The organism is Pseudomonas sp. EMN2 (genome assembly GCF_009650555.1).
Classification (GTDB): domain Bacteria; phylum Pseudomonadota; class Gammaproteobacteria; order Pseudomonadales; family Pseudomonadaceae; genus Aquipseudomonas; species Aquipseudomonas sichuanensis.
Window position 1 is genome coordinate 15,234 of record NZ_VZZR01000004.1, and the last position, 13,310, is coordinate 28,543.

Consider the following 13,310-nt stretch of genomic DNA (forward strand, 5'->3'; position numbering starts at 1 on the left):
CCTATTTCGCGATTTTGGCCTTCTCAACACCACTGCTCCCTCTTGCCTCGAGCAATCATCGAATACTCTCGGACTTGAACATACTGACCTTTGGCTCTCGACACCTCCGAAATTGTGGTCTATATTTGCCATCCTTTTGCCATCATTGGGAAATTTCTAGTACCCGGATAAATGCTGAAAGTATCAAGACTAGCTCATAATCGATTCAAGGAAAGGACTTATGCGGCTTCATAGACTTTCGATTAACGGTTTCAAGCGCCTGCTCAGTGCTGAAATAGAGTTTGGTAATGCGACGTTTCTGATCGGCGCTAACAATGCAGGGAAAAGCTCCGTGCTCAAGGCCATTGGATGGCTGCTGTCTAACAGCAAACGTATGGACATCGAGTGCTTTTGTTCCGAACTAGATGAAGAGACAGGCGAGACGAAAACCACTTGCGACACTGTCATTCTTGAGGCGGAGTTTAGAAATGTTCCTGACTCCGCCTCCTCGTGGCGTGGCTTTAAAGGGCGCATCTTCTCGTACGATCCGGAAGATACCGGAGAAACCGGGAAAAGTATTTTCTACCGAAAAACGTACAAAGTACTCGAAGATGTCAAGATCGAGTTGAAGACCCTTAAGCGAACAATGAGACCTGAGTTTGCAGATCTACAGAAACCTGCCGACTTAATCGCCGCCGGGGCTCCCCCAGAGGTGATCGCCGAAACCTTCTCCGCATTGGACAAGAGAATCTCTGCTAGCGACCGAGATAAACTCGAACTCATTGACGAACTGTGGGAAACCAATAATGAGGAGGAGTGGGCGCTTAATCCGGGTGGTATTGGTAGCGTTGTTCTCTCTAAACTTCCTTCCATCCTCATCATTCCGGCGGACTCCGCATCCCACGAAATCGACCAGAAAAGTGGCGTGCTGCAAAAGATTTTGCACGAGCTGTTCAAGGATGTCCGTGAAAGCTCCCCCAATTACAAGGATGCCCAAGCATGCCTAAGCCTGCTTGCCAAAGAGCTTGACCCAAGTGATGCTAGCTCAGAGTTTGGCAAGATGATGGGGGAATTGAACACCGTCCTTGGTGGAGTCTTCCCAGAGTCTCGTATTTACGCCGCAGCTGATCTTTCTAGCCCAGATTCACTCGTTCCTACATTCGCAATTGAAATGTCCAGCAACATCCGGACGAGTGTTGCCAATCAGGGTACAGGCATGGTTCGCGCTGCGGTGTTCGGGCTGTTGCGATTTAGGCAGCAATGGCTGAAACGACGTGACGGTAACGATGAGCGTGGACTCATTATTGGATTTGAAGAACCAGAAATTTACCTTCATCCGAGTGCTGCGAACCAAATGCGGGATTTGATTTACGACCTGTCCGATCAGAACTCTCAGATAGTAGCCACCACTCACTCGCCTTACCTGATTGATCTTTCCCGAAAACCCAAGCAGGTCCTCAATCGCTTTCAATACGAAAAAGGGCACACTAGCGTGCTTCCATTTTCGGTATCCGAGGAGTTCATCAAGCTACAGAGCAATGATAAAGATCAGGTCAAAATGCTTATCAAGCTTGACGATCACGTTTCGCGGATATTCTTCACTCGTCGGGTACTGGTCGTCGAAGGCGATACAGAAGAGGTCGTCATCAGAGAAGCAATTCGCAGAATGCCGCCGGAAATGAAATCATTCGTCCTTTCTGGAAGCGAAATTATCAAAGCTCGAGGTAAAGCCTCAATCATCGGATTAGTTAAGTACCTGAGTGCGCTCAATGTGGACTTTTTTGTGATTCATGATCGCGATAAAGACACCGAAGGGGCTGAAAAATTTAACGAACCAATCAGGGCAGCAGTGGGTAATGACGAAAAACTGATACTTATGGAGGAGTGCATCGAGGACTTCCTGGGTTACCCCCCGCCAAGCTCTGAAAAACCCTTCAATGCCTACAAGCATACTCTTGACTGGGGAGAGGGCTGGGATGGTGTTCCAAAACAGCTCAAAGAATTGCTGGCCAACGTCTATGCACCGTTAATTTAAAGCACTTGTGCCAACCAAGCCCCTTCTCACGAGGAGGGGCTTGGGCGACGCATTTTACAATGTAACCATTCTGATTCTAAGGCTCTTTACGAAATCCCGAGTAACCCTGTCGGCGCCCTTCGGACACTGAAATTCGGATGAGGCATGTACTGTGGTCGCCGATCTCGTCACTGTAACCCATGGCCGGGGCGGCCCCGCCTGAGCGACCGCCTGATGCTCGATGGAGTGCTCTGGTTACGCTGCTCGGGCGCTGCGTGGCGAGATGTGCCGGAACGCTTCGTCCCATGGTCAACGGTGTATCAACTGTTTCGCGGCTGGCGAATCAGGGTACGTTCGATCATATGCTCAAACGCTTACACCTGAGACTGAATGAGCAAGGCTTGATCGATCTGAAAACCTGGATTATCGACTCAACAGCAGGAGGAGCCACCCGAGCCTCATCTGACGCTCGGAAAAAAGGAGGCCTAGCGAGACCAATACCGAATGCAACAGGTCATCCTCCTGCGTTCGATGAAGCGCAAACCCAAACCTGGCCTACCCAGACTGTTTGATCGCAAGTACCGACAGCGCAACATCCTCGATGTGTATATTTGGCTGGCTAAAAGAGAACAGCCCCATCGTGACACGCTTCGACAAGCTCGCAAAAAGTTATGCGGCTATGGTCTCGCTGGCCTGTTCCATGCGGTGTTCGCGACATTTCTTTTAGTACAAAGCCTTATCCAAAGTGGACCGCTACCGCATCTACTGCCGCCGTCGGTGGCGGAATGCTGGGTACGAATACGGCCCTATAAAGATGAGGAACTCCATGTAGGCGATCGGCCGCTAGGTCTTAGCCAATAGGCCACAGTATGACCCTAAGCAGGCTGCCGATCTACTCCCGCATCGTCTTCAGATTCAAGTGGGATGATGGTGGTGGATAACGTCTCCACTGGGTTTGCGCATTCATAAATGACCAGCAGCTGGTGAAAAGTCACTCAACCGGCAAGAATGGGTCTTCAACCTCATCCTCATCCCCTCTTGCTCGCAATACACTTTCAATCTCTTTGGCCATTTGGGACCACATTATTCCAACCGCCTCTTCGCTTCCAAACACCGAAAGCTTTTCGAGCCCCCTCAGAAGCCACGGAAGAAAACTACCAAAAACACTATTAATAAACGAAACAAAATCCTCAAAGTATGTTTCAACAGATTCTGGGCTAGCTTTAGAGGTTTTCTTACGCAGGCTTTCAAAAACATCCCGCAAGTCCATATCCGATAGCAGCTTCTCGATCATGACTTCGACATTATCCTCCTTAACGACATTACGATGTTTCGCGCCGGAGTAAATCTTTTTCAATGCTTCATTAGATTGTTCCGGTAAGTTATGAAACTCTCGTAGCAATTCACTGTAAAACTTCGCACCGACATCATGCTGTAATTGCTGCAAGTACTCCACCATCAGTCGACACGTATCAGGCGAAAAACCGCTAAGGTTGGCCGCTTTGCCAAACTCCGTAAGCCGGATAGGGCTGTTCCTCACAGCCATAGCTCCACCAGACTGTTGACTATCAAGAATCCGATCAACAGCCTCAGAAAGGATTCGGCGCACGTTATCCCCACCGTCTGTATGTCCGGCGTATGTGGCCTCGGCGAAGTCCGAAACAACATCATCCGTCTCCGGATTTTCGCTTATGCATGCAAGCAACTGCGAACTGAGCGTTGCCTCAAGTATTTGTTTCCCTCGATCAGGAAGTTCATCCCACTCGCCACCAAGCGTTGACTCGATAGGAGTGGAGGAAAACATCACCTCCTCCATCCGTTTAGTGCTCCTTAGAGCTGGCCTTAAAGAGGGAGGCCCCATCAGATTTTCAAAAAGGATTGTGTCACCTTCAGCAAATGCTCCGGCTCTCCCACAACGCCCGGCAATATTACGAAAAGTCATTGACTTCATAGCAGTGCCATCTTCACGCATGCTGCTGAGCCAATGTCCTACGATTGTCCAACGAAAAGGAAGATCAGCACCTTCGGCAAGCGTAGTGGTGGCGCAAACGACTGATAGCTGACGTGCGCGGACTAGCATTTCTACCTTACGTCGCACATCAAAGGGTAGAGATGCATTATGGTAGGCAACTCCATGACGCAAGCAATCTGCGAGATGAGTTAGATAGGGATACCTCAGGACGATGCCATCTGCAATTTCTGAAACCTCATCGTCCTCAACGATATCGCGATCTGCAGCTATCTGATATGCAAGCAGTCTAGTGTCTATTTTTCGCGCGCATACTATTAGCCCAGGCGGACCTAGGCGGATCAATAGATCTTTCGCGATAGATCCAAGATTCGCAGCAGCGCTTTTTTCGTTTGCATTAGGAAATCTTGCTGGCCGAATTACTCCAGGGAGATTTATCTTAACCGGCTTAGAGAGCTTTTCGGTGGGGGTTTCATCAGATGGACGCAGAGCGTCATATCCATGAATCCAGTACATATCCCCATTTGCCAAGCACATCGCCAGTCGCCGCGCCGTTGGTCTCCATGCAATTTGATGCAAGTCGCGCTGCTTAACCCTAAGCCAGTCGCACATTTTCGCTGGTTCGGTTAGAACTGCAGAGAGCCCAATAATGCGGATCTTTGGATAGCTTTGCTGCAGCAGCAATAATCGCGAAATGATCCCCTCAACCCTAGCCCCCCGAACCCCGTTCTCAAGTATATGTATTTCGTCAAAAATAACCGTGCGTAGCCGTTCGATATCTTTACCTAGACGCAACCAACCATCAAATCGTTCAGGAGTGGCAACGACAGCCTCGCTCGCGCTGGCACCATTCAGCTTATCTGTCCGAAAGCCACCAAACATTGAGACGAAAGGAATATTTACACCAAGTCTATTTTGAAGCGAGTCCTTTACCTGCTCACCCACAGCAACGTAGGGAGCAACATACACACAGAGTCCACCATCTTCAAAGTTTGCAGCCATACAAGCTTCAGCAACGAACGTCTTCCCTGTACTCGTCGGAAGCGTTAACAGGGAATTTCGTCGATTATTGGCAACCCGCCTTTTTACCAAAAGTATATGTTGTGGAGGTAGTAGGGTAACAGTGCCAGATTTTATAGAATTCCTGACGAACCAGTCTGGAATTTCGGGAGCATCTTCCAATAGATTGATCGTTGCTAACCGCATCGCTTGGTAAGCTGCCACGCGCCCCCCCATCAAGAGCGCTCCTTCGGCCATACTTCCTTGCACCGCAGCTTTTGCGAAATAACTGAGTGCAGCTTCAAACCACTTCGCACGACGACGTTTACTAGGACTACGGAGCGCCCATAACCAAGCATATCGAAACACTTCGAAACGCTCGTTCCCCTTGGAGCGACGAAGTTTGCCGGCAGGATCACAAAAAGCTGCGACCATCCGAAAAACTAAACTTCTTCTTAGAAAACTCGTTGATACATCCCTTAAGGCTGCGCGAGCGCTGGGAAAATTGCCGTACATCGCATACGCGAGTGCGGCATGAAACGACAGGTCATCAAGTTCCGAGTCATCTGGAGGATCGCTCATGCGGCGAAGATGTTGGGCCGTCGATTGTAAAATACGAGCCGCTGCGGTAAGAGGTCGGGCGGCGGTTTCATCGTCTAGTGATTCTAGTGCATCGAGGTCTACACGCACTTGAAATGCGGTTATGCATTTTAACGCAGTCGCCACGTCATATGGGTCTGTGGTGGGCAAAGATGGCTTAGCCCCTCTTGCTTTTGCTGCTGATGATGCCGCACTATCCAGAAATTTTACCGATGCGGGAAGATTATTCATGGCATGCTGCTTTCATTGTTTGAGAGGTGTATGAAGCATTTCGTGAGGTTATTAATAGCGATACTCCATGGCTCGATAGTTTTTAAACCCCAACCTTGTTCTTGGATTTTGATTGCTACATCTTCTAGTGCCTCGCACGCAGCCACATCTCCTGAAAGACGATCATGCACGAGAGTAGGAAGTAGCTTGATTTGTTCACAATCCTTGGGGTCAGGCATGAAAAGCCTACCAACTCTCTCAAGCGCTAGGACATCAAACTCATGAATTTCTTTCAGATAGCCTACAAGCCAGTTCAGCCTTTGACCAAGAGAACCGGCTACAGTTGTTTTTCCGAGGAGCTTTTCGTAGTCGCCAATTAACGCGCTCGCATATGTCAACGTCATCGACCCAGTAGTTTTAATCTCCATGATGTAGAGACAATCCTTACTTTCATTTCCTGCTGGATCAAGGTGAACAATTGTGACATCTAGCCCTGGTGGAGCCCCATCTTGAAGTGGTGTCAAAGCCCCCACAAGCGCTACTGTGTATCCGTTTTTCTTTCCGTATAGTCCACTTTCACGCGCAACCTTGAACGTCACGAACTCTCCAAGATTACCTTGCCGACCACTTTCGAGCTTCTTGATTTTTGGCGGCCACTTCTTGGTCACTTCTGCCAGTTGGCCATGTATCCACTCATAAAAAGCTGCGCAGTCAGGGTTACCTCGAACAACCTGAATGTTGAAACCACTAGCTGATTTTCTTGGTACGCGGGTAAAGGCCATCGGCAAAAGACTTCCTGTTTACATGCTTAGCCATCGCTGCGTGAGCAAGGCCTCTATTTTGCCATCATAGCGCGGTCGGCAGAGGGTGTGGATAGGCCATTCGCCTTCTGTGGTACCAGACCACGACCGGCAGCTTCGGGTCGATTACTAGCAGCCGTGAGTATCAACATCAGCTCCCCCCTCAGAGAGTGAACAGCCATTTTTCCGTAATCGGCGAGAGAGCAGCCGTACGGTCAGCAAATAGTAATACCGCATTACCTCGTTGCGCCGATCTAAGCGATGCTCGAGAAACCAAGCCACATGCTTTCTCTGCCAAGCCCAAGGTGTATCGCGCTGCCAGCTTTTTGCAATTTCAGCTCGGATAATTTTCGCCTGAAGCACATGGCGTTGCCGAGTTGCCTGCGAGCCGGTCAGCACTCCAACTACGAACAACTCCATATCGAATCGTTTGCTCATGTCCGTCCTCCGATGTAGGCCGCGACCACGTGGATCCGACCCTGTCCAAGCTCGTAGCTGACTTGCATCCGAGCCTCACGATCAAGGTTCCTATCTGCCACCGTTGATAGGCACCCAGTACTGGGTGATTTGTTCAACCATCGCGTTTACCCACCAGTGCCATGTCGCTCACCTCTTCTTTCGCTCTCCAGTCCTCGCCCCACGTCATCCCGCCAAGAATGCTGAGTGTTATCAGGGATCAAGGCCCCTGCGACCTGTGGGGATGTCCACTAACGCGGGACTGGCGGCTCCTTACGTCCGGGAGCAAGGGCATCTCATGATCTGGCCTCCTGAGCACCGTTACCGGTGGGCGGGTAGAGGCTGCATTGGCTGACGAGACCAGTGCCGCGAGATCCTGAGTCGGGTGAACGCAGCAATGCGATGACCGGGGCATGCCTGACTGTCAGTCAGGTGCAGTCCATTCCTTGGTCTGCGGCACCATCATCTACATCGCTGTTGCTGGTGACATCGGCGTTTGTCACGCCGATTGTCACGAGTGAAGTTTCCGCAAAGCCAAATGCGATGAGGGCTGCAGCAGTGTTAGACGCGCCCGTCTCTTTCCAGTGAAAGAGACGGGCGCAGGTTGGCGCACGCGAAATGGCCATGCGGGTAGGTTGCTGCAGGGCAGCGAAGTACGAGGTGTTGTCTGGCGCACAAAGGGCCATGATCTGAAGTAGGCATCCATCACCGGGGAGGTGACCGGGCGAGCTGCCGGACGCGAATCGCCATTTGGGGGAGAACCACCGCGAGAGCGGCGTGACCTTGAAGGTTCGGGCCACCTGGGGTGCTGTCATCGACAGCGCTTGCACGGCCAGTTCTACGCCTGTGGATAAACCCGGTCAAGGATCGAAATTCAGCGCTATTGAGGACGTTGAAAGCGGTTATCCACCGGTGGAATTGAGTGGTAAATCCCGGACAACGTCGTGGCTTTTAGCTCTTCAAAGTGAGGTCCATCCAAACAGGGCGGCTTTGCAGCCCTGTTTGGATGGACCCGCGTGAAAGAGCAGCCCGCGCCGATCTCGCAGGCTCACCCGCGATTGAATGCGCCATGACTATTCGGCAAGGCGGTGACGTTGTCGCCGACCGGGTGGGCAAACTCATGCGGGGTGACATGGCCCGATCTGTTGGCATCGATGTAGTTACTCCACCACGCCATGATCAACCGACGCTGCTCCAGAAATTGGGCCTTGTGGATGTATGCGGCACGCACGCGGTTACGCTCCTGATGACTCATCTGTCGCTCAATCGCCGCGTCCGTCCACAGCCCTGATTCGAGCAAGGCACTACAAGCCATGGTCCTGAAACCATGCCCGCACACGTCCTTGGTGGTGTCGTACCCCATATTGCGGAGCACCTGGTTAACCGTATTCTCCGACAAGGGTTTCCAATACCTGTGGTCACCGGGCAAAACCAGTTCAGAGAAGCGATTCAAGCTGCGCAGCCGCTCAAGGATCTCGATGACTTGAGGCGACAGCGGCACAATCTGAATGTCCCCACTCATCTTGGTCCCGCGTGTGGAATAGCGGACGCCTTCAATCAGCTTACGGGTATCGGGGATTTCCCACATCGCCCGTTGGAGGTCGAATTCATCCCACCGGGCAAAGCGCAGTTCGCTGGAGCGCACGAACACATGCAGCGTCAGCAGCACTGCGAGCCGGGTCAGTTCGCGACCGGTGTAATTGTCGATTCGGGTCAACAGTTCAGGGAGGCGGTTCAGCGAGAGAGCTGGACGGTGCACAGTACGCGGCGCTTGAATCGAGCCAGCCAGATCAAGCGCCGGGTTTTGAGTAATCTGCCGCGCCCGCTTCGCGCCCCGCATGATCGTGGATAGATAGTTCTGCACACGCAGCGCTACATCCATGGTGCCGCGATCCTTGATTCGCTGAGTGACCTCAAGGAGATCATGGGTGTCGAGTTCAGCGATAGGCCGCTGACCAATCAGTGGAAACACATGGGTGCGCAACCTGCTCAGCACCGTCTTGGCGTGGCCCTCGGTCCAGCGCCGGGACATTTCGGCGTGCCACTCCAAAGCGACGGTTTCAAAGAGAAGACTCGCACGCTGGGCAGCGATCTTGGCCTTCTGCTTCTCTTCCATCGGATCAAGGTTGTCGAGCAACAGCGCCTTGGCCTCATCGCGCTTGGTCCTCGCAACGGCCAATGAAACGATGGGGTACTTGCCGATGATCAGCGTGCCTTCCTTGCCGTCGGGTTTGAAGTACCGCAGCCGCCAAGTCTTCGAGCCACAGGGCGTGACGTACAGGTACATACCCCCGCCGTCGAACAGTTTGTAAGCACGATCACGCGGTTTGGCCGTGCGGCATTTGAGGTCGCTGAGCGGAGTGGCTAGGCGTGGCATAGGGGTACGTTCTCCATGCAGGAAAGACGCTGTACCCCAAAAATACCCCCGGTTATTGGGGATTTTGTTGGTTCCCGACGGAGGGTCGTGGAAACGAAAAACCGGCCAGAAGGCCGGTTTAGAGGGCTTCCAAAGCATTCAGCGGAATGCAGTGGAGCTGGATGTGGTGCCGGAGACAGGAATCGAACCTGCGACCTTCGCGTTACGAGTGCGCTGCTCTACCGACTGAGCTACACCGGCGTGTTGCGCAACGTACCACTGCCGTGTGCGTTACGCAAACCCCTGTTTCACCTCACTTTCACTGCACCTTGCAGCCATTCGGGGCGAGGTCTTCCTCGACCGTGGTGGTGCAGCTCCAGCCGGCCTGGGTGCGGGTGAGCGTGAGGGTTTTGCCGAGCACGTTGGCGGGGGCTTCGGCCAGGGTGCAGAGGATGCTGCCGGTGCCGTCGGCTGCGGTGCCGGTGGCGGTGATGGCGCAGTGGGCGGTGGCGGCCTGGCCGCCGAGGCTGGCGACGTCGGGGACGTTCTTGCCGTCGTTCAGGCGGATGTCCATCGGGGTCTTGAGGGCGGAGATCTCCAGCAGGGCGGCCGCGGTTTTGGCGCGGGCCTGGTGGTTGGTGTACATCGGGATGGCGATGGTCGCCAGGATGCCGATGATCGCGACGACAATCATCAGTTCGATCAGGGTGATGCCGCGTTGCCCTTTCATAGGCGGTATTCCTTCGTAATGCGTGGAGGCGCGGGGGCGCTGGGGCCCTGCCGGCAGGCGCGCAGTAGGCCTGAACCGACACCTTTTGTCACCCCTGGCTGGCGGGGCGGGCTTGGTGCTGAACTACTCTAGTGACCGTCATGGGATCGCGCCCGCTGTCGGGCCCGGCAAGCTGTTACGGGGCTTGTCGCTTCACTGCAAAGGACTTTGCATGCCACCGTCTACCCGCCTCTACGCCTGGGAGGGCATCGATGCCGCCGGGGTTCGTCAACAGGGCCAGCAGCCTGGGCGCAGCCCGGCGTTCGTGCGGGCGTGGCTGCAGCGCCAGGGCATTCGCGCTACACGGGTGCAGCCGGCGGGGGGCTGGCGATGGCGCTGGCCGCAGCGCGAAGGCAAAACGGATGCGCCGGGGTTCAGCCGGCAGCTGGCGACCTTGCTGACGGCGGGGGTGCCGCTGTTGCAGGCGTTCGAGGTGATGGTGCGCAGCAACACGGGCAGCGTGATGAGTGGGCTGCTGGCGCAGTTGAAACGGGATGTGGCGGCGGGGCTGGGGCTGGCGGAGGCCTTGCGGCGCCACCCGGCGTGGTTCGATGCGTTGTATTGCAACCTGGTGCGGGTGGGTGAGCACTCCGGCACGCTGGACCGGCAACTGGAACAGATGGCGACGATGCTGGAGAAACGCCAGGCGCTGCGGCACAAGGTGCGCAAGGCGATGTTGTATCCGGCGCTGTTGCTGTTGACCGGGCTGGGGGTGGCGGCGTTGTTGCTGCTGGAGGTGGTGCCGCGGTTTCAGAGCCTGTTCGCCAGTTTCGACAAGGCATTGCCGGCCTTTACCCAGTGGGTGATCGACTTATCCACAGCGCTGGGCAATCACGTGGTGTGGTGGGTGGTACTGATGGCGGTATTGGGGCTAGGCACGCGCGAGCTTTATCAGCGGCATGTGCCTGCGCGCTTGTGGCTGTTGCGGCTGATCTTGCGGTTGCCGGTGGTCGGGCGCTTGCTGGGCCATGCGGCGTTGGCGCGGTTCGCCCGTTGCCTCGCTACATCCTATGCGGCGGGGGTGGCGTTGCTGGACGCGTTGCAGACGGTGGCGCCGGTGAGTGGTGACAGCCTGCACGAGCGGGCGATCCTGGCGCTGCGCCAGGGCGTGGCGAACGGGCTGGGCTTGCACCAGGCGATGGAGGCGGACGATTTGTTCCCGCCATTGCTGCGCCAGCTGGTGGCGGTGGGCGAAGCCAGCGGCACGCTGGACCTGATGCTGGACAAAGCCGCGCTACATTATGAGGAGCAGGTGAGCCAGGGGCTGGAGCAGTTGACCACGCTACTGGAGCCGGCCATCGTGCTGATCCTCGGGCTGCTGGTCGGCGGCCTGGTAGTGGCGATGTATCTGCCGATTTTCCAGTTGGGTAGCCTGATCTGAACATGAATGCCTGGACCTTGATCCTCGAACATCCACCGATTTTCTACAGCCTGGTCGTGGTGCTGGGGTTGTTGGTGGGCAGTTTTCTCAATGTGCTGGCCTACCGGTTGCCGATCATGCTCGATCGCCAGTGGCAGCGGGAGGCGCAGGAGGTGCTGGGGCTGCCGGGGGCCGCGCACGAGCGCTTCGACCTGTGCCTGCCGGCCTCTCGCTGCCCCCATTGCCAGCACCGGATCCGTGCCTGGGAGAACATTCCTGTCCTGAGTTACCTGGCGTTGCGCGGTCGCTGTTCGGCGTGCAAGGGGCGGATCAGTGCGCGCTACCCACTGGTGGAGCTTGGGTGTGCCCTGCTTTCGCTGCTGGTGGCCTGGCATTTCGGGCCGGGCATCGACGCTTTGCTGGTGATGGTGCTGACCTGGGGCCTGATCGCTCTGAGCCTGATCGATGCCGAGCACCAGTTGCTGCCGGATGTGCTGGTGCTGCCGCTGCTATGGCTGGGGTTGGTGGTCAATGCCTTCGGGCTGCTGGTGCCGCTGGCCGATGCAGTATGGGGCGCGGTGGCGGGCTACTTGAGCCTGTGGTCGGTGTTCTGGGTGTTCAAGCTTTTGACCGGTAAGGACGGCATTGGCCAGGGCGACTTCAAGCTGCTGGCGATGCTCGGCGCCTGGGGTGGCTGGCAGATCCTGCCGCTGACGCTGATGCTCGGGTCGCTGGCCGGGGCGTTGATCGGGCTGATGCTGGTGCGCCTGCGCCGGGCGCAGATGGGCGTGGCGCTGCCCTTTGGGCCTTATCTGGCCATTGCGGGCTGGATCGCAGTGCTCTGGGGTGATGAAATAGTCGCCTCATACCTGCAACTGCTTGGAACCTGATGAGCACAGCGCCTTTCACCCCCTGGATTCTCGGTTTGACCGGCGGCATCGGCAGCGGCAAGAGCGCCGCGGCCGAACGCTTCGTCGAGCTGGGCGTGCACCTGGTCGATGCCGACCAGGCGGCGCGCTGGGTCGTCGAACCCGGCCGCCCTGCCCTGGCCCGTATCGTCGAACGCTTCGGCCCCGGCGTGCTGCAGGCCGACGGCCAGCTGGACCGCGCCGCCCTGCGCCAGCTGATCTTCGCCGACCCTGCGCAGCGGCAGTGGCTGGAGCAATTGCTGCACCCGCTGATCGGCCAAGAGATTTTCAGTTACCTGGCCAAGGCCGAGTCGCCTTATGCGGTGTATGTCTCGCCGCTGCTGATCGAGTCGGGGCAGTTCAACAAGGTGCAGCGCATCCTGGTGGTCGATGCCCCTACCGAGTTGCAGGTGCAGCGCACCTTGCAGCGCGACAACACCAGCCCCGAACAGGTGCAGGCGATTCTCAAGGCCCAGTTGGCCCGGGAAGAGCGCCTGCGCCATGCACATGATGTGGTGGTCAATGATCGTGACCTGCAATCGCTGCACGACGAGATTGACCGCCTGCACCACTTTTACCTGACTTTGCGAGGAGGCCAGCCATGAGCCAGCCGATGACTGTTGATTGCCCGACTTGTGGCGCGCCTGTGGAATGGGGGGAGCAGAGCCCGTTTCGGCCGTTCTGTTCCGACCGTTGCAAGTTGATCGACCTGGGGGCTTGGGCGGCTGAGGAGCATAAGATTGCTGGCTCCGATGAGTCTGAGGATGAGTTGTATTCGGGGGATCTGGAGCCTCGGCACTAAGCTGGGCTCAGTGGTGTGAGTACCAACGTAATCGCGGGGCAAGCCCGCTCCCACGAGTGATACGCCACTGGCTGGCTCGTGGGAGTGG

At 55.7% G+C, this 13,310-nt stretch carries 10 protein-coding genes, 1 tRNA gene and 2 pseudogenes; 6 read left to right on the top strand and 7 right to left on the bottom strand.

The window, feature by feature from the left end; all coding sequences use genetic code 11:
• Positions 1-220: 220 nt before the first annotated feature.
• Both F6X61_RS00885 and F6X61_RS00890 read left to right on the top strand, forming a co-directional pair.
• On the top strand, positions 221-2,014 hold the full coding sequence (locus F6X61_RS00885; protein ID WP_153784969.1) for an ATP-dependent endonuclease: 1,794 nt from the start codon (positions 221-223) through the stop codon (positions 2,012-2,014).
• A 151-nt stretch (positions 2,015-2,165) separates the two neighbouring features.
• Positions 2,166-2,720, top strand: a pseudogene (locus F6X61_RS00890) (transposase).
• Between the two features lie 264 nt (positions 2,721-2,984).
• On the opposite strand, the gene F6X61_RS00895 reads toward F6X61_RS00890, so the two are convergent.
• The 7 genes and pseudogenes from F6X61_RS00895 to F6X61_RS00920 form a co-directional block, all read right to left on the bottom strand.
• Entirely contained in the window at positions 2,985-5,792 is a 2,808-nt protein-coding gene (locus tag F6X61_RS00895) for a DEAD/DEAH box helicase (RefSeq protein ID WP_153784970.1), read from the bottom strand.
• On the bottom strand, positions 5,789-6,553 hold the full coding sequence (locus F6X61_RS00900) for a hypothetical protein (protein ID WP_153784971.1): 765 nt from the start codon (positions 6,551-6,553) through the stop codon (positions 5,789-5,791). Before F6X61_RS00900 ends, F6X61_RS00895 begins: the two co-directional genes overlap by 4 nt.
• Positions 6,554-6,700: 147 nt before the next feature.
• Positions 6,701-7,009: a hypothetical protein gene (locus F6X61_RS00905; RefSeq protein WP_153784972.1), complete on the bottom strand. Its 309-nt coding sequence runs from the start codon at positions 7,007-7,009 to the stop codon at positions 6,701-6,703.
• Positions 7,006-7,144, bottom strand: a pseudogene (locus F6X61_RS27155) (integrase); the annotation flags it as partial. The pseudogene F6X61_RS27155 and the gene F6X61_RS00905, both read right to left, overlap by 4 nt.
• A 931-nt stretch (positions 7,145-8,075) precedes the next feature.
• Positions 8,076-9,404 (bottom strand): integrase arm-type DNA-binding domain-containing protein, encoded by a 1,329-nt coding sequence (locus F6X61_RS00910; protein WP_153784973.1) that lies wholly within the window; start codon positions 9,402-9,404, stop codon positions 8,076-8,078.
• Between the two features lie 164 nt (positions 9,405-9,568).
• A tRNA-Thr gene (locus tag F6X61_RS00915) sits at positions 9,569-9,644 on the bottom strand.
• 58 nt (positions 9,645-9,702) lie between these two features.
• Positions 9,703-10,113: a pilin gene (locus F6X61_RS00920; protein ID WP_153784974.1), complete on the bottom strand. Its 411-nt coding sequence runs from the start codon at positions 10,111-10,113 to the stop codon at positions 9,703-9,705.
• 211 nt (positions 10,114-10,324) lie between these two features.
• Here F6X61_RS00920 and F6X61_RS00925 point away from each other — a divergent pair, with 211 nt between their 5' ends.
• The 4 genes from F6X61_RS00925 to yacG are packed head-to-tail and all read left to right on the top strand — an operon-like array spanning position 10,325 to position 13,222.
• Positions 10,325-11,533, top strand: a complete 1,209-nt coding sequence (locus F6X61_RS00925) for a type II secretion system F family protein (RefSeq protein WP_153784975.1) — start codon at positions 10,325-10,327, stop codon at positions 11,531-11,533.
• A 2-nt stretch (positions 11,534-11,535) separates the two neighbouring features.
• On the top strand, positions 11,536-12,402 hold the full coding sequence (locus F6X61_RS00930) for an A24 family peptidase (protein WP_153784976.1): 867 nt from the start codon (positions 11,536-11,538) through the stop codon (positions 12,400-12,402).
• The gene (gene coaE / locus F6X61_RS00935; RefSeq protein ID WP_153784977.1) at positions 12,402-13,025 is read left to right on the top strand and encodes a dephospho-CoA kinase; all 624 of its coding nucleotides are present in this window, start codon (positions 12,402-12,404) and stop codon (positions 13,023-13,025) included. Before F6X61_RS00930 ends, coaE begins: the two co-directional genes overlap by 1 nt.
• Positions 13,022-13,222 (top strand): DNA gyrase inhibitor YacG, encoded by a 201-nt coding sequence (gene yacG, locus F6X61_RS00940; RefSeq protein WP_110991743.1) that lies wholly within the window; start codon positions 13,022-13,024, stop codon positions 13,220-13,222. The genes coaE and yacG overlap by 4 nt, the downstream gene beginning before the upstream one ends.
• Positions 13,223-13,310: the final 88 nt, after the last annotated feature.

Excerpts from the sequence above, each read along its gene's own strand:
- F6X61_RS00900 (WP_153784971.1), bottom strand. The coding sequence starts at position 6,553 with ATGGCCTTTACCCGCGTACCAAGAAAATCAGCTAGTGGTTTCAACATT.
- F6X61_RS00920 (WP_153784974.1), bottom strand. The coding sequence starts at position 10,113 with ATGAAAGGGCAACGCGGCATCACCCTGATCGAACTGATGATTGTCGTC.
- F6X61_RS00905 (WP_153784972.1), bottom strand. The coding sequence starts at position 7,009 with ATGAGCAAACGATTCGATATGGAGTTGTTCGTAGTTGGAGTGCTGACC.
- yacG (WP_110991743.1), top strand. The coding sequence starts at position 13,022 with ATGAGCCAGCCGATGACTGTTGATTGCCCGACTTGTGGCGCGCCTGTG.
- F6X61_RS00925 (WP_153784975.1), top strand. The coding sequence starts at position 10,325 with ATGCCACCGTCTACCCGCCTCTACGCCTGGGAGGGCATCGATGCCGCC.
- F6X61_RS00910 (WP_153784973.1), bottom strand. The coding sequence starts at position 9,404 with ATGCCACGCCTAGCCACTCCGCTCAGCGACCTCAAATGCCGCACGGCC.
- coaE (WP_153784977.1), top strand. The coding sequence starts at position 12,402 with ATGAGCACAGCGCCTTTCACCCCCTGGATTCTCGGTTTGACCGGCGGC.
- F6X61_RS00895 (WP_153784970.1), bottom strand. The coding sequence starts at position 5,792 with ATGAATAATCTTCCCGCATCGGTAAAATTTCTGGATAGTGCGGCATCA.
- F6X61_RS00885 (WP_153784969.1), top strand. The coding sequence starts at position 221 with ATGCGGCTTCATAGACTTTCGATTAACGGTTTCAAGCGCCTGCTCAGT.
- F6X61_RS00930 (WP_153784976.1), top strand. The coding sequence starts at position 11,536 with ATGAATGCCTGGACCTTGATCCTCGAACATCCACCGATTTTCTACAGC.